Annotated in this window: 16 protein-coding genes; 11 read left to right on the forward strand and 5 right to left on the reverse strand. The window is 64.6% G+C overall.

The annotated features are described in order from the left end of the window. Positions 1-67 precede the first annotated feature (67 nt). Positions 68-421 carry a ribbon-helix-helix domain-containing protein gene (locus CSE6_RS04390; RefSeq protein ID WP_034394599.1) on the forward strand — a complete coding sequence of 118 codons (354 nt, stop codon included), beginning with the start codon at positions 68-70 and terminating at the stop codon, positions 419-421. Between the two features lie 3 nt (positions 422-424). On the opposite strand, the gene CSE6_RS04395 is transcribed toward CSE6_RS04390, so the two are convergent. From CSE6_RS04395 to trxA, 3 genes are all read right to left on the reverse strand, one after another. After that, on the reverse strand, positions 425-913 hold the full coding sequence (locus CSE6_RS04395; RefSeq protein WP_059440144.1) for an META domain-containing protein: 489 nt from the start codon (positions 911-913) through the stop codon (positions 425-427). A gap of 52 nt (positions 914-965) precedes the next feature. Beyond that, entirely contained in the window at positions 966-2,018 is a 1,053-nt protein-coding gene (locus CSE6_RS04400; RefSeq protein WP_059439970.1) for an NERD domain-containing protein, read from the reverse strand. A gap of 184 nt (positions 2,019-2,202) precedes the next feature. Next, positions 2,203-3,153 carry a thioredoxin gene (gene trxA / locus CSE6_RS04405; RefSeq protein WP_034394605.1) on the reverse strand — a complete coding sequence of 317 codons (951 nt, stop codon included), beginning with the start codon at positions 3,151-3,153 and terminating at the stop codon, positions 2,203-2,205. A 319-nt stretch (positions 3,154-3,472) separates the two neighbouring features. On the opposite strand from trxA, the gene CSE6_RS04410 reads away from it, so the two are divergent. The 10 genes from CSE6_RS04410 (at position 3,473) to CSE6_RS04455 (ending at position 13,730) form a co-directional block, all read left to right on the forward strand. Then, a complete protein-coding gene (locus CSE6_RS04410; protein ID WP_059439971.1) occupies positions 3,473-4,450 on the forward strand; it encodes an ABC transporter ATP-binding protein in 978 nt (325 codons plus the stop codon). After that, positions 4,447-5,859 carry a hypothetical protein gene (locus CSE6_RS04415; protein WP_059439972.1) on the forward strand — a complete coding sequence of 471 codons (1,413 nt, stop codon included), beginning with the start codon at positions 4,447-4,449 and terminating at the stop codon, positions 5,857-5,859. Before CSE6_RS04410 ends, CSE6_RS04415 begins: the two co-directional genes overlap by 4 nt. Positions 5,860-5,959: 100 nt before the next feature. After that, on the forward strand, positions 5,960-6,454 hold the full coding sequence (purE, locus tag CSE6_RS04420) for a 5-(carboxyamino)imidazole ribonucleotide mutase (RefSeq protein ID WP_034350760.1): 495 nt from the start codon (positions 5,960-5,962) through the stop codon (positions 6,452-6,454). Beyond that, positions 6,451-7,617, forward strand: a complete 1,167-nt coding sequence (locus CSE6_RS04425; protein ID WP_034350763.1) for a 5-(carboxyamino)imidazole ribonucleotide synthase — start codon at positions 6,451-6,453, stop codon at positions 7,615-7,617. The genes purE and CSE6_RS04425 overlap by 4 nt, the downstream gene beginning before the upstream one ends. A gap of 191 nt (positions 7,618-7,808) precedes the next feature. After that, complete coding sequence (locus CSE6_RS04430; RefSeq protein ID WP_059439973.1) at positions 7,809-8,807, forward strand: L-threonylcarbamoyladenylate synthase; 999 nt, start codon at positions 7,809-7,811, stop codon at positions 8,805-8,807. Between the two features lie 109 nt (positions 8,808-8,916). Next, positions 8,917-9,933 (forward strand): ABC transporter substrate-binding protein, encoded by a 1,017-nt coding sequence (locus tag CSE6_RS04435; protein ID WP_045839388.1) that lies wholly within the window; start codon positions 8,917-8,919, stop codon positions 9,931-9,933. Next, entirely contained in the window at positions 9,930-10,823 is an 894-nt protein-coding gene (locus CSE6_RS04440; protein WP_003072548.1) for an ABC transporter ATP-binding protein, read from the forward strand. Before CSE6_RS04435 ends, CSE6_RS04440 begins: the two co-directional genes overlap by 4 nt. Continuing rightward, complete coding sequence (locus tag CSE6_RS04445; RefSeq protein WP_034394614.1) at positions 10,820-11,653, forward strand: ABC transporter permease; 834 nt, start codon at positions 10,820-10,822, stop codon at positions 11,651-11,653. Before CSE6_RS04440 ends, CSE6_RS04445 begins: the two co-directional genes overlap by 4 nt. Then, positions 11,646-12,527, forward strand: coding sequence for a hypothetical protein (locus tag CSE6_RS04450; protein ID WP_059439974.1), 882 nt, complete (start codon positions 11,646-11,648; stop codon positions 12,525-12,527). Before CSE6_RS04445 ends, CSE6_RS04450 begins: the two co-directional genes overlap by 8 nt. A gap of 36 nt (positions 12,528-12,563) precedes the next feature. Continuing rightward, entirely contained in the window at positions 12,564-13,730 is a 1,167-nt protein-coding gene (locus tag CSE6_RS04455) for an acyl-CoA dehydrogenase family protein (RefSeq protein ID WP_034350778.1), read from the forward strand. Between the two features lie 58 nt (positions 13,731-13,788). On the opposite strand, the gene CSE6_RS04460 is transcribed toward CSE6_RS04455, so the two are convergent. Together CSE6_RS04460 and CSE6_RS04465 are read right to left on the reverse strand one after the other, a co-directional pair. Continuing rightward, positions 13,789-14,460: an OmpW family protein gene (locus CSE6_RS04460; RefSeq protein WP_034350779.1), complete on the reverse strand. Its 672-nt coding sequence runs from the start codon at positions 14,458-14,460 to the stop codon at positions 13,789-13,791. Positions 14,461-14,495: 35 nt separating this feature from the next. Continuing rightward, positions 14,496-15,638 carry an SGNH/GDSL hydrolase family protein gene (locus CSE6_RS04465; RefSeq protein ID WP_174447080.1) on the reverse strand — a complete coding sequence of 381 codons (1,143 nt, stop codon included), beginning with the start codon at positions 15,636-15,638 and terminating at the stop codon, positions 14,496-14,498. Positions 15,639-15,872 lie beyond the last annotated feature (234 nt).

Raw genomic sequence — 15,872 nt, forward strand, 5'->3', positions numbered from 1 at the left:
GTTCACCTCTTGACGCAGCAGTCGCCGGGCCACACCATGGCCCGGTTTTGTTTTGGAGAGTCGCGCCATGTGCCAGGTCTTTATCAGCGCCGATCCGCAGCTCTGGGCCCACCGGGCCCGCTCCATCCGGCTGCATGGAGTCGCCACCAGCATCCGGCTGGAAAACCTGTTCTGGCAGGTACTCGAAGAGATTGCCGCGCGGGACGGCTATACCGTTCCCCAGCTCTGCACCAAGCTCTACGACGAACTGCTGGCCGAGCGCGGAGCGGTGGACAACTTCAGCTCTTTTTTGCGCGTCTGCTGCACCCGCTATCTGGCGCTGCAGCTGTCGGGCGAGATTCCACAGGACATGGGCATACCGATTCGCTCGCTGGGCAATGCCTCGTCACTCAAGTCCTCAAGCCCACAACTCACGCACTGAGGTTCAGCGCAGATACACGGCCTCGAGTCGCAGCAGCGCACGCCCCTCGGCATCGCTGAGCACCAGCTTCTGTCCCTGCACGGCGTAGCTGCTGACCTGAGCCAGGGTTGCCAGCAGCAGTTGCTCCCGACGCATGCCCTGCACACAGGCCATGCGGGTGCCGCCCACGTCCGAAAATCGCAGCCAGCGCCCGTCCAGGCTGTAGTTGCCGCGCAGGCGATTGCAGCCGCCCGCGCCATGAAAACGGCCGCTGCCGGTCTCCAGCACCAGATGCGGCTCGGGCTGATTGTCATAGGCGCTGACATGCGGGCCGTCACCCAGCTGTACCAGTTTCCAGTAGGTATCGAGAAGCGGGGCCGGCACGGCAGCCATGGCTTCGCCTTCGGACGCTGCAGGCCCTGCATCCGCAGCGCCGACTGCCAGGATCCCCAACAGCAAGAGTGCGCTCAATGCCGGGCGAAGAACGGCATGCAGCTTCGAGAAAGCAGTCATCACAAACACCTTTGCGGCCTTCAACGCATACAGACAAAGCGCTTGCAGCTCATTATTCAGGAGCATCAGACGCTTGCGCAAGCACCTGATCACCGCGCACAAAGCTGCAGGCCACCGCATTGGTACAGCGCCAGATGGCCTGCCCCGCCAGCGGCCCGCGCTGCATCAGCAACCTGCGCAGCGGCCATTCGCATTGCGGGCAGACCGGCACAGCATCGACCCGTCCGTGCCGCACCGGCTCTGCAGCCTCTGCCGCAGAGTCAGCCAACCTGGCAGGAGCCGCAACGGCAGGCTGGGCGGGCGACACCTGCGCCGACAGATCCCTATCGACCGCTGTCGAAGGCGGCGCCGGCATGACAGGCTCCAGCAGAACATCCACCGTCTCGGGCGCGGGCGGCCTGACCAGCTGGTCAGCGGCCTCCGCCACCGGCTCCTGCCTGGGTTTGCGCGCCTTGCTGGCCGCCTGCAACTGCCGGACATGCGCCACATGCCGCCTGTCGGTGGCACGACCGGGCTGCAGCCGCAGTTCTTCGAGCTTGTCCAGCAGCGCCTGCATTTGCTCGGGACTCCACACGGGCTGGGTAAAGCTCTGGATATGGCCGACAAAGCCAAGGCCGCGCGTGACATGGGCCGGCATCTCGGTCTTGAACTCGCAGTCACCCACAAATGCGATCACCGAGTGCAGATGCTCGGGTGCGATGTCCAGCAGCGACTGCAAGGTCTTGATGTGCTTGTAGTTCTGGCGCAGCGGGTTCTGGAAGCGGCTGCGCTTTCTGAAGATCTGCTGCGTCCATTCGCGCTGCTTTTCGGTGCCGAAGATCCAGCCCTGGAAGTTCTTGGTTTCCAGCACAAACAGGCCGTAGGGCGAAAAGATCAGATGGTCGATCTGCGTGCTGCCGCCATCCGCCGTGGGCAGGGTGACGTTGTGCATGTCCACATAGACCAGCGGATCGAGCTGCCGGCGAATCGCTGCCTGCACGGCCCGCTCGCCGCGCCAGCCCTTGAAGCGCGGCGAGCGCAGCACGGCCGCCAGCACCATGAATGCGAGCGCCAGCCCCAGATACAAAAACAGGCCATCAAAGGCCGTGGAAAGAATCTGATTCATTGATCCCACCATGTCAAAAACTGGCGCGTACAAAAGTCAGAGATGCCAAGCAAGAGCCGCCTCGCGGCGGGGGCGCCCAGCCGAAGGCATCGCCCCCCTCCCATAACGCGCAGCGCGTAGAGAGAGGGGCGCCCGGCCAGAGGGAGGTGCGGGGCCGCCCAGGCAAAGCGCCTCAGGGGGAGGTTTAATTCAACGCCATGCTCAGCTTGCGGCGATAGCTGTTGACCAGCGCCGTCGCCTCGTCCTGCTCGGCACTGTTCTTGCCCAGCAGCTCGATGCCGCCACTGGTCTTGCCGGGAACGGCGTCCTGCTTCTTGGGCTTGGGCGGGGTCAGCAGCTCCAGCACGCCGACGATGAGCTTGCGCGCCGCCTGCTCGTTCCAGGTCTTGTCGCGCATGATGATTTCCAGCAACTCGTCCATGGCATCGGTCCACTGGCTGTGGGCCAGCAGCGCGCGCGCACGGCCAAAGCGGGCGTCGAAGTCGCGCTTGTTGGCGGCGATGGCGGCGTCGTACTTGGCCACATCGGCATTGTCGTCCTGCACGGCAAATTCCAGCGCCTTGAGCCACTGGTTCAGCGCTTCGAAGCGCAGCGGCTGGGGAATGCGCTTGACGGGCTCAGCCAGCAGGGCTGCAGCTTCCTCGAAGCTGCCGGTGGCGATCAGCAGGCGCACATAGTCAAAGCGCGCATCGTCGTTGGCCGGGTCGGCCGCCAGCGCATCGGCCAGCTTTTGCAGCGCGGCCTGGGTGTCGCCGGACTCCAGCAGGGCCTGGGCTTCGTCGGCGTCAGCCTCGGCCGACAGCTCGCCCTCGGAGGGCAGATGCTTGTCCAGGAACTCGCGCAGCTTGCCTTCGGGCTGGGCGCCCATGAAGCCATCCACGGGCTTGCCGCCGATCATCAGCACGCAGGTCGGGATGGAGCGGATGCCGAACATGCTGGCCAGTTGCTGCTCCTGATCGGAGTCGATCTTGACCAGTTTGAAGCGGCCTTCATAGGCGACTTCCAGCTTTTCGAGCACCGGGCCCAGCGTCTTGCAGGGACCGCACCAGGGTGCCCAGAAGTCCACCAGCACGGGTACGGCCATGGAGGCGGCTACGACTTCGGCTTCAAAATTCTCGAGGGTGACGTCAATCATGTGATTCCCAATGCTGCTTGTGCGCTGCCACGCGGGCAGCGGCGCTGAAAAGTCTGCGAACCGGCCACTCCAGCAGAGTGCCCACCGCGCGATGCTGCGATTCTCCACGCAAATGCGCGAGCGCAAGCCATAGACCAGAGCGGACCGGGTCTTTGCTACTCAGATGGGAGCAGCCTTCGCCTGTTTCAAGGTCGATTCGAGGTGTTTTATGCTGAAAACCAATGAATGACATGCGCAAGTAGCTACGGTTTCAAGAGTAACCACCCCGCAGTCTCGCTCGCCCCTGGGCTATATTGCTTGCGAACCAAGGAGCGCAGACTTGATTGAAGTTTCACAACTGGTGTTTGAATATCCGGGCCACCGCGCCCTCGACGGCGTGAGCCTGTCCATCGCTGCGGGCAGCGTGACGGCACTCGTCGGCCCCAACGGCGCTGGCAAATCCACACTGATGCGCTGCATCGCCGGCCTCGAGCAGCCGCTGTCCGGCCATATCCGTGTCAAAGGCCTGTCGGTCGAGGAACAGCCGCGCGAGGTGCATCGCCACCTGGGCTATCTCTCGGACTTCTATGGTCTGTATGACCGGCTCAGCGTGATGCGCTGCCTCCAGTACTCGGCCCTGTCCATGGGCGTTGCACCCGGTGACGTGGATGCCCGCGTACGGCAGGTGGCCGCCCAGCTGGGCCTGACGGAGCTGCTGCACCGCCACCCGACCGAACTCTCGCGCGGTCAGCGCCAGCGCGTGGCGATCGGCCAGGCCATCGTCCACCAGCCCGGCGTGCTGCTGCTCGACGAGCCGGCCAGCGGCCTCGATCCCGATGCGCGCAGCAGCCTCTCGACGCTGTTTCGCCAGTTGCAGGCCCAGGGCATGACGCTGATCGTCTCCAGCCACATCCTCAGCGAGCTGGACGAGTACTGCACCCATATCCTGAGCATCCGCGACGGCCGCATCGAAAGCCATGAGGCGCTGCAGAACGCCCACGGCCCGGGCCAGCCCGCCGCTGTCGGCCAGCAGCCCCAGCTCTATGCGCTGGAAGTGGCCATGGAGCAGAGCGAAGGCCTTGAGGCCCGCCTGCGTCAGGCCTTGCTGAGCACCTCGGTGCAGGACTTCGACACCACAGGTCGCCGCCCGATCCAGCTCTGGCTGCCGGCCGCCGCCGGCGCACGTGCCCAATGGCTGGCCGAGCTGGTGCAGGCCGGCATTCCCGTCGCCGCGCTGTACCCGGTGCGCGAGCGGTTGCAGGACCGCTATGCCCGCACTGCCCAGGCCCGCGATACCGAAAGTCAGGAGCAAGCATGAGCCAACGCAATCCCGAATTCCAGCGCCAGCTCTGGCTGAACTGGCGCCCCTCGCTGCTGGCCTGGAGCCTGGGCCTGAGCCTGCTCATCCTGGCACTGCCCTTCGCCTTGTCCTCTGCCAAGGGTCTGCCCGGCACGCTGAGCATGACCGCCATTGCCGGCCTGTATCTGGCCGCCATCATCTATGGCAGCGTGCTGGCCGGGCGCAGCCTGGCCGAGGAAGCCAGCCAGAACACCTGGGACTGGCAACGTCTGTCCGTGCTCACGCCCTGGCAGATGGCCTGGGGCAAGCTGCTGGGCGCCACCTTGCCTGCCTGGCTGTATGTGCTGTGGTTTGCGCTGGCCGTGGCGGGTGTGACCCACTTCTGGGCGCTGGAGCCCCTGAAGTTGCAACACACGATTGGCCTGGCCGTGATCTGGGGCCTGGGCCTGCAGACCTGGGCCATGAATTCCGTGCTCATGAGCTGGGGACTGAGGGACAGGCCCATCAATCGCCGGCGAGCGGCACTGCTGCCTCTGCTGATCCTGTTCTTCGCCCCCGGTCCCTTTATCGACCATGTCTACAAAGGCATTGTGGACATCGACGCCGAGCCGGTGTTCTGGTGGGGCCTGAATGTGGGCGGCCTGGGCCTGGCCTATCTGGCCGGTGTGCTGGTGCTGGGCCTGGGGCTGCTGGCCCTGTGGCGCCAGCTTTGCACCCGACTCGATGTACGCACCCTGCCCTGGGCCTGGCCTCTGGGTCTGGCGCTGACTGGATTTTTCGCAGCCGGCTCGCTCAATCTGGGCATTGCCGAATTTTTCAGCAGCACAGCCTGGATCGCGCTGATCGGCACCGCCTATGTCGCCCTGCAGCACATGGACCAGCATCTGCGCGCCTGGCGCCAGGTTCAATGGTCGGCCAGCCGCCAGCGCTGGCGTGAGGCGCTGGAGGCGCTGCCGCTGTGGCCGGTCAGCCTGCTGCTGGGCTTTGCCATGGCCTTGCTGCTGCTGTTCGCTCCCCAAAGCCTTGAGGCGGCCATCAGCGGCAAGCTCAACAGCTTTACTTTCTATCTGTGTCTGCATCTGCTGCGCGACTGCCTGCTGCTGACTGGCTTCGCCCTGCTGGCGGGCAGGCTCAAGTCCCCCCTGGCCTCGTTTGTCATCGCCTGGCTGATCCTCAACATCGCCGCGCCGCTGCTGGCCTATGGCATGGGGGGCTATACAGGTGCCATGTTTGTTCAGCCCGTGGTGGCCATGTGGATGAGCTCGCCGGACGGCATAGAGCAAGCCGGTGCCTGGCTCAGCTATGTGCCCTGGGCTTCCCTGAGCCTGCAGATCCTGGTCACGCTGGCCTGGGTCATCCATGTCTTCAGGGACCGCGTGCTGGGCTTTGCGCGCGATAACGCGGCGGCCCATATCCGGGAGTCATAGTTGCTTTACCCGGACGGCTATGCCCCACAGTCGGGCGGCAATGCGGCGAAACCGTAAAATCAAGGGTTCCACTAGGTCGGGCGGCAGCGCCCTGAAGAACATGAACCCCATCCAAGTTGGCGTGGTCATGGGTTCCAGCAGCGACTGGGACACCATGCAACACGCAGTTGCCATCCTCCAGCAATTCGGTATCGCTTTTGAAGCGCAGGTCGTATCGGCCCACCGCATGCCGGACGACATGTTCCGCTTTGCCGAAGCCGCAGCCGACCGTGGCCTCAAGGCCATCATCGCCGGCGCCGGCGGTGCTGCCCACCTGCCCGGCATGATTGCCGCCAAGACCACCGTGCCGGTGCTGGGCGTGCCCGTGGCCAGCCGTCACCTGCAGGGTGTGGATTCGCTGCATTCCATCGTGCAGATGCCCAAGGGCGTGCCCGTGGCCACCTTTGCCATCGGCAATGCCGGTGCGGCCAATGCGGCCCTGTTTGCCGTGGCCCTGCTGGCCAACGAAGACCCCGCGCTGCGCGCCAAGCTCGAAGCCTTCCGCGTCGAGCAGACCGAGGCCGCCCGCAATATGACCCTGCCGGTGAACGCATGAGCAACACCGATGTGATCCTGCCCGGCGCGACGCTGGGCGTGCTCGGCGGCGGTCAGCTGGGCCGCATGTTTGCCCATGCCGCACAGGCCATGGGCTATTTCACCGCCGTGCTGGACAAGGACGAGACCAGCCCCGCCGGTCTGGTGAGCCACCAGCATGTTCGCACCGGCTACGAAGACCCTCAGGGCCTGGCCGAGCTGGCCAGACTCTGCGCGGCCGTGACCACCGAGTTCGAAAACGTACCTGCCGGCTCGCTGAACAAGCTGGCCGAGAGCCTGCCCGTATCGCCCGCCGGCTCTGCCGTGGCGATCGCCCAGGACCGCGCTGCCGAGAAAGCCCACTTCGTGAAGTGCGGCGTGCCCTGCGCCCCCTATGCCGTGATCGAGACGGCCGAGCAGCTGGCCGCCGTCAACGACGCGCTGCTGCCCGGCATCCTCAAGACCGCGCGAATGGGCTATGACGGCAAGGGTCAGATCCGCGTCAAGACCCGCGACGAGCTGATCAAGGCCTGGGACGAGCTCAAGCAGGTGGCCTGCGTGCTCGAAAAAATGCTGCCGCTGGCGCACGAATGCTCGGTCATCGTGGCCCGTGGCCGCAATGGCGACATCGTCAACCTGCCCGTGCAGCGCAATCTGCACCGCGACGGCATTCTGGCCGTGACCGAGGTCTACGAAGGCAACGTACCTGCAGCACAGGCAGAGCAAGCGGTAGCCGCTGCGAAATCCGTAGCTATCGGCCTCGATTACGTGGGCGTGCTCTGCGTGGAATTCTTTGTGCTGGACAACGGCCAGCTGGTGGTCAACGAGATCGCCCCGCGCCCGCACAACAGCGGCCACTACAGCCAGAACGCGATGGATGTGTCGCAGTTCGAGCTGCAAGTGCGCTGCATGACCAATCTGCCCCTGGTGCAGCCGCGCCAGCACAGCGCCACCGTCATGCTCAACCTGCTGGGCGATCTGTGGTTCAAGGACGGCGAAACCGCCAAGGCTCCGGCCTGGGATCAGATCCTGGCCCTGCCCGGTGCCCACCTGCACCTGTACGGCAAGGTCGATGCCAAGCCGGCCCGCAAGATGGGCCACTTGAACATCACCGCGGCAAGCCCCGAAAAAGCGCGTGAAACCGCTTTGAAGGCCGCTGAAATCCTCGGCATTGCTGCGTTCTGATAACACCCCCTGAGCGGCTTTGCCTAGGCGGCCCCGCCGCTTCCCCCTAGCCGGGCGCCCCTCTCTCGCTACGCGGGAGGGGGACGACGCCCTCGCTGCGGGGCGGCCCTTGCTCGGCGTCCTTCGCTGATGCTCTGCAAGCGCAAAAGCACTGCACATACGGCGGTGCAGTGCATGAAAGAGGAATTGAAATGATCTTGGATGGAACGCTGGAAGCCTCGGTGCAAGCCGCTGCTGCTGCGCTGCAGCAAGGCCGGCTGCTGGGCCTGCCCACCGAGACGGTCTACGGCCTGGCCGCGGACAGCGACAACGATGCGGCCGTGGCGCAGATCTTTGCCGCCAAGGGCCGCCCGGCCAACCATCCGCTGATCGTGCATGTGGCCGACGCGGCCGCCATCACGCGCTATGCCAAGGAAGTCCCGGTCTTTGCCCAGCAGCTGATCGACGCATTCTGGCCGGGGCCACTTACCTTGATCCTGCCGCGCCTGCCGCATGCCGCCAAGGCATCGACCGGCGGTCAGGACAGCGTGGGCCTGCGCTGCCCCTCCCACCCCGTGGCCCATGCGGTGCTCAAGGCCTGCCAGCAGCTCGATCCGCCGGTCTGGGGCGTCTCGGCCCCCAGCGCCAACAAGTTCGGCCGCGTCAGCCCCACCACGGCCGAGCATGTGGCCACCGAGTTTGGCGAGGAACTGCTGGTGCTCGATGGCGGCGCCTGCGAAGTGGGCATTGAATCGACCATCGTCGACTGCACGCGGGGCGTGCCCGTGCTGCTGCGCCCCGGCGCCGTCACGCGCGACGATATAGCGCGTGCCTGCGGCCTGCGACCGCTCTCGAAAGAAGAGCTGACTGCGGATACCCCGCGTGCATCAGGAACGCTTTTGGCGCACTACGCGCCCAACGCCAAGGTCCGGCTCATGGATGCCGGGCAGCTGCAATCGGCACTGGACATCCTGGGCAAGGATGGCAGGAATATTGCCATCTATCACCGCAGCCCCCTCAATGTCACCACAGCCCAGTTGCTGCTGCGCCGCATGTCCGACGAGCCGCGCGACGTGGCCCGCGAGCTGTTCGGCATGCTGCGCAATTTCGACGACTGGGGCGCCAAGCTGATCTGGATCGAAACCCCACCCGACACCGCCGACTGGGAAGGCGTGCGCGACCGCCTGCAACGTGCGGCGGCTGCGGGCTGAGCGGTCGCTTAGCTGATTTTCAAGTAAAGATACAAATTTTTATTCGTTTTCTTTATTAGACGCCTTCTCTAACCTTGCTTGCTTCAAAGCAACTTCAAAGGTTAGAACCATGGGAACCCGTCGCGACGCGCTTGGCAAGCTTCTGTCCATCAGTGCTGCATCCCTGGGCTTGGCGGCTTGCTCGCGCTCCGACAACCAGGCCAGCAGCGAAACGAGCCGCACGGCACAAAACGGCAAGGTCGTTCCCTTCAACTACCCCGACAACCCCTCTTTCGACCTGATCTATCTGGCCGACAGACTGGGCTACTTCGACGGGACCACCACCCGCCCCAACTACGTGGGCAAGATTGCCGCCCCTCAGATCATTCCGCTGGTCGGCACGGGCGACATCCATTTCGGCTCGCGCATGGTGCCGCTGGTGATTTCGGCCATTGCGGCCGGGGCCGACATGAAGGTGATTGCCGCCGGCAGCAAGACGCTGCAGGAGGCACCGCATATGAAGTACTTCGTGCGCAAGGATTCGGGCATTCGCACGCCCAGGGATCTGGAAGGCAAGACCATAGGCTTCAACAGCTTCGGCGCCTGCGCCGAGTTTGTCTCCAAGACCTATTTCCGCGAGCACGGCGCCGATGTCAACAAGATCAACTTCCTGGTCGTTCCCGACAACCAGGGCGAGCAGGCCGTGATCGGCCGCAATGTGGATCTGGCCATCATCCATCCCCCCCATTCCGGCGGTGCCGAGGCCAACCCCGAGTTGCAGCGCCTGTGGACCGACTACGACCTGGACCGCGGCCTGGGCGGCATGGCGCCCTATAGCGTCAACGGCAAGTTTGCGCGCGAGAACCCGCAGGCCGTGCGCGATGTGGTCACCGCCATCGCCAAGGCAGGCAACTGGGTCAACGCCAACACCGACGAAGCGCGCCGCTACACGGCCGAGCGCCTGGGCATGGAGCTCAAGCATGTGGAGCGCTATGCCTATGTGGACGACCAGATCATCACCGAGCCGCCCATCCAGTACTACATCGACGTGCTGGAGCGTGAAGGCAAGCTGCAGCCGGGCAAGGTGGCGGTCAAGGATGTGTACACCAACGAGTTCAACCCCTTTGCCAAGGGAGCTGCGACATGAGCACGGCCCTCGACGACTCCGGCTCCGCCATCAAGATCCGGGCACGCGATGTGCGCATGGATTTCGCCATTGCCGACGAGCGCGGCCGCAAGCAGCAGATTGCCGCCCTGCAGGACTTCAATCTCGATATCCGTGAAGGCGAGTTCTTCACCCTCCTCGGGCCCTCGGGCTGCGGCAAGTCCACGTTTCTCAATGTGCTTGCCGGGCTGGCGCGCAAGAGCGGCGGCAGCATCAGCATCGACGGCCAGCCGGCCAGCGGCATCAACCGCGAGCAGGGCGTGGTGTTCCAGGGCTATGCGCTGTTTCCGTGGCGTACCGTGCTTCAGAACATCGAGGTCGGGCTGGAGATCCGCAAGATTCCCAAACGCGAGCGCCGGGAGACTGCCGAGCAGTTTTTGCACCTGGTGGGCCTGGCCGGCTTCGGCCAGCGCTACCCGCACGAACTCTCGGGCGGGATGCGTCAGCGCGTGGCCATCGCCCGCTCCCTGGCCTATTCGCCCAGTCTGCTGCTGATGGACGAACCGTTTGCCGCCCTGGATGCCCAGACACGCGAAATCCTGCAGTCCGAGCTGCTGCGCATCTGGGAGCAGCACAAGACCACCATCGTCTTCATCACCCACAGCCTCGATGAAGCCATCTATCTGTCGGATCGCATCGCCGTCATGACGCACCGACCCGGTCGCATCAAATCCGTTCTGGACATAGCGCTGCCGCGTCCGCGCCCCGCCGAGATACGCCACGCCCCGGCCTTTGTGCAGCTGCGCGAACAGGCCTGGGATGTACTGCGCGACGAAGTCGCCTTTGCCAGCGGTCACCGCCAGCAACCGCTGGCACCGCTGCTGCCCACCGCCCCTGATTTCAGCCTGGCCTTGCGAGGATTTGCCATATGAGCCAACTGGCCGCATCCCCATCCCGGCGCTCCGCCAAGCCGGTGTCACTGCTTTCCTCCCGGCAACTCGGGCTCCGATGGCTGGAGCGCTCGGCCTGCGTGCTGCTGTTCTTTGCCATCTGGGAATTCCTGCCGCGCGCTGGTCTGGTCAATTCGGCCTTTCTCAGCCCGCCATCCGCTGTTCTGGCGGCCATCGTCCAGCTGGCGCAGACCGGCCAGCTGGGCAAGCATGTGGCGGCCAGCCTGCAACGCTCGCTGGCAGGCCTGATTCTGGCCGTCGTGGCAGGCGTGGCGCTGGGCCTGCTGATGGGCGTGGTGCGCCGCTTCGAAGCCTTTGTCGACCCCTTGCTTCAGCTGTTCCGTCAGGTTTCTGCCCTGGCGCTGTTTCCGGTCTTTCTGCTGTTCTTCGGCATCGGCGAGGCGTCCAAGATCGCCATCATCTTCTGGGCGGCCTTCTGGCCGGTGTTGCTCAACACCATCAGCGGCGTCAAGCAGGTGGAAAAACTGCTGATTCATTCGGCGCTGTCCATGGGGGCCTCGCGCGGCTTCATCTTCTTCAAGGTCATCCTGCCGGCGGCGGCACCGTCCATCTTCACCGGCATCCGACTGGCGGGTGCCTATTCGATCACCGCGCTGGTCGCTGCCGAGATGATCGGCTCGCATGCAGGCCTGGGCTTTCTCACGCTGAACTCCCAGGAAATCTTCCAGATCCCCAGCATGTATGCAGGCATTGTGCTGCTGGCCATTCTGGGCCTGGCCCTCAACTATGGGCTGGCCTTGCTCGAAAAGCGCCTGACGCGCTGGCGCAGCGGGCTGGAATTTCATGAGTAGCGCCACGCAATCCTGGCGGCGTTTGGTCCTGGCCGGTACCGCGCTGGCGGCCGCTGCCGCCGGCGCTGGCGTGCTCTGGCCCGCCCTGCCGCAGCTCGGCGACATCGAGGCTGCAGGCCCGGTGCTGCAGCAGGCTCGGCGCAATGGCGTGCTGCATGTGGCCCTGCGCAGCTATGCGCGCCCTGCCCTGCCCGGCGAAGCCTTGCCGCCAGAGCCCGATGCCTATGACCTGGCGCTGGCGGACTGGTTGGGCCGGCAACTGGGAACCAGCGTCAAAATCACCCCCGCAAGCGATGCAGACCTGATGCTCGAAGGCGTGGCGCCGCAGGACGGCCAATCCGCTGCTGATCGACAGACCGGCGGCAGCTATATGCCGCAGAGCCTGCAACTGCTGGTGCTCAAGCAGCAGGCCTCCCTCTGGAGCCGCCATGCCCCCGGTCACTGGAGCTCCTGGCTGCCGCATGTGGCGCAGAAGGCCGCCCTCAGACCCACGGCCTGCGTCGCCACGGGTCAGGCCTCTGCCAGTACCTTGCAGGCCCAGGGCCTGCAGCCTCTTTTCGCGCCCTCCAGCATTCATGCAGTCAGCGATTTTCTGGCCGGCAAATGCCATGTTCTGGCCGAGTCGCCAGAGGTCATCACGCGCCTGCTGCAACAGGACAACTGGCGCTTCTACACCCGCCTCGGCAACCGATTTCGCACCACGGATCAGGCCCATATCCGTCTGGCCAAGGCCGATGCGCAGTCCACCCGCTGGCTGCAGCACGCCGTCCAGCAATGGCAGCGCAGCGGTCTGCAGCAACGTGCACAGGACAACCGCGTCAGCACGATTGCGCTGGAAGCTTCCTTGCTGGAAGACGGAGCCATCTGCCACTGACCTCCCGCCTCTTTTCCGCTCTCCACCTTCTTCACCATGTTCTCCAGTCACTTCAACGATGTACTCGGCGCCCTGGAAAAAACTGCCGTTGCACGCGACCGCCAGGGCGGCCATGCGGCAGCGGAAAAAGCCTTGCTGCGCGATGCCGGCCTGCTGCGCCTGGCCATCCCCCACGAACATGGCGGCGATGCGCTGAGCTGGCCCGACATCTACCGCCATGTCCGTGCCCTGGCCGCAGTCGACAGCGCCCTGGCCCATGTGCTGGCGTTTCACCAGCTTCAGGTCGCCACCGTGCTGATCTATGGCTCGCGCCAGCAGCAGCGCCTCTGGCTGCGCCGCACCATCGACGAGAACGGCTGGTGGGGCAATGCACTGAACCCGCGCGACACGCGTCTGCAGGCCCTGCCCCGCAGCTCGGAGCTCGCCGGCGGCTATGTGCTCGACGGTCTGAAAGGCTTTTGCTCGGGCACGCGCGGCTCTCATTACCTGACGGTATCGGCCAGCGTGGCAGGCCATGCGCAGCCGGTTCTGGGCCTGCTTGAAACCGCCTCGCCCGGCATTGCCGTCAAGGATGACTGGAACCCCATGGGCCAGCGTCAGACCGACAGCGGCTCGGTTCAGTTCAATCGCGTCCAGCTTCCCGCCAGCGCCGTCATGCGCGATGAGAATGCCGAGGTCACGGCCTTTCATACGCTGCGCAACTGCCTGGCTCAGCTGGTGCTGGTGAATCTGTTTGTCGGCGTGGCCCAGGGCGCACGCCGGCAGGCACGCGACTACGCGCGCGAGCATGGCCGCCCCTGGCTGGGCTCGGCGGTGGAGCGCGCCACCGACGATCCCTATCTGCTGCGCCGCATGGGCGAGATGCAGGCCCAGATTTCGGGAGCAGCCCTGATGGCCGACCACGGCGCAGAGCTGCTGCAAAAAGCCTGGCAGCGCGGCCCTGCGCTGAGCGCAGCGGAACGCGCCGAGGTCGCCATCGCCGTCTTCGAAGCCAAGGTCATGGCGCATCGCTGCACCCTGTTCGCCACCCAGGAAATGTTCGATGTGGTGGGCTCGCGCGGCACCCATGCCGATCTCGGCTTCGACCGCTTCTGGCGCAATGTGCGCACCCATACCCTGCACGATCCGCTGGACTACAAGCTCCAGGCCCTGGGCCGCTGGGCCGTGCATGGCGAAGAGCCCTCGGCCCAGCACTACAACTGAGCCGCAACACAAAAAAAATCCGGGACCAGCCCGGATTTTTCGTGTCGACCGTGCCGACTCAGAAGCGATAGCCTATGGCCATGGCAAACACATCGGGATTGAGCCTGACGCTGACGCTCTGGCCCGAAGACAGATGGATCTTGGTCTTCAGAAAGCTCTTGGAGTAGGAGGCATCCACAAACCAGCGCTCGTTGAACTGGTAGACAAAGCCCAGCTGCGCCAGCGCGCCGAACTTGTCGTCGAGCTCGGCCGTGGTCGGATTGGCCAGCGTGCCGCCGCTCAGACCGTTGAGCGTGGCCGTGGTCTTTTCGCCATAGAAATGGGCATAGGTGACACCGACTCCCAGATAGGGGCGGAACGCGGCCTTGGCCTCGTTGAAGCGGTATTGCAGCATCAGCGTCGCGGGTATCGCCTTGGTGCTGCCCAGCTTGCCCACGCCGGCAATCGAGCCTGCTCCCGACAGGTCATGCTTGAAGGGCGTGGCCAGAGGCACGTCCAGAGCCAGATTGTCGGTCACCATATAGGTGATGCCGCCGCCCAGCTGAGTATTGCTGCCGGCGTCGACCTTGGTGTTGGGAAAGGACGGCGCCGACAGATTGCCGCTGCTCACATCAGGCGACAGATGGGTCACGCCCACACGCGCCATCCAGCTTCCGGCCGATTGGGCGCTGGCCAGACCGCAGGCCGCCAGCGCAGCAGCGGCTGCAATGATCCGCACAGAAATTTTCATGGTTTTGTCTCCTTGTTATTGAGGTGCGGACGGATTTACAGCCAGCCCTTCTGGGCCAGAGAGCGGGAAACCAGCTGGCTCATTTGCTGATGGCCGTAAGGCGTGGGGTGGAAACTGTCGGCAAAGACATGGTGCTGCCACCAGTCAGGGCTGGATTTGCCGGGTGTGGCACTCAAGGCCGCCGCCGTGCAGGTGGGGAAGGTATAGGTGGGCAGGCCGCTTGCGTCCACGCCAGTGATCGGGCAGACCGGGTCCTTCACGTTATCGAAGTCGTATTGGGCCGGGTTGCTGATCTGGCTCTTGAACTCGGTGTAGAAATCGACCAGGACCACCTGGGACTGGCCTGCCAGACTGGCAGCCAGCTGGTTGTTGAAGACCTGTACCAGGGCATCGAATGACGCTTCCTGCTTGGCAGCCGCAGCAGCCCCCTGATCCCCGCCGCCTGCGGCCTTGGCAATGCTGGCCAGGACCATCTGGAAGCGCGGTGTCTTGGTAATGGCGGGAACATTCAGCACGGCCACACGCGTGGCGCCCTTGGCGACCACATTCTGCGCAATGGAGCCGGCAAAAGTCTTGGCCAGGGTCTGCAGATAGGCACCCGCCGCCAGGCCGGCAAACTTGGAGGCATCGCCACCGGCCTGGGTCATCAGGGCCGTGGACGTGCCCGGAGCCTTGGAATCCAGCCAGGCCACCATGGCGTTCAGCGGCTGCGAATTGCCCTTGGCTGCGGCAATCAGCGCCCCGATCACGTCGGCGGCATCGTTGGCGCCGCCATCGATGACGACGAGATCATCGGCGCTGAAGCCAGCCTTGGATGCGGCCTGGATCTGCACCAGAACCGACTTGGGCGATGTCGGCGCATCCAGCGGGTTCACGCGGCCACCACCCACTGCGTAGTTGGTGCAGGTGGCGACTTCCTGATAAGTCGTGAGATTTTCGTCACCGGCACGAAAGTGGGCGCACAAGCTCTGACTGAACTGGTCGGCAATGCGCTCAGGCCAGATCATGGTCGAGCCAGCCCCGGTGGGCGCCGAGCCCTGTACCGTGAACTTGAAGCCGAAGGTACCGCTGTCCGAGAGGCTGTCGCCCATGACCTTGACCGAGGTGACCTTGGCCTTGGGGGTCGTATCGGCCCCGCCTCCACCGCCGCAGGCCGCCAGCAGGCCTACCGTTGCCATTGCAGCCGCCAAGAGTTTGAGTTTGCTTGCCAAGATGATGTTCTCCTGATGTGTTGTGAATCGCACGGTCGTGCTTTTTTTCATCAGCGTCATCCTAGCGACAGTCACCCAGGCGCGGTTATCGGGCAATTACCGATGGTCGGACAAAAATCCAACGCCCAATAACCTGGTCATCGTTCCGTCACGCAACAAAAAAACCGGACCAGGGTCCGGTTTGTCGAGGCGGGCAAAGGG

Source organism: Comamonas sp. E6, assembly GCF_001010305.1.
Taxonomy (GTDB): Bacteria; Pseudomonadota; Gammaproteobacteria; order Burkholderiales; family Burkholderiaceae_C; genus Comamonas; species Comamonas thiooxydans.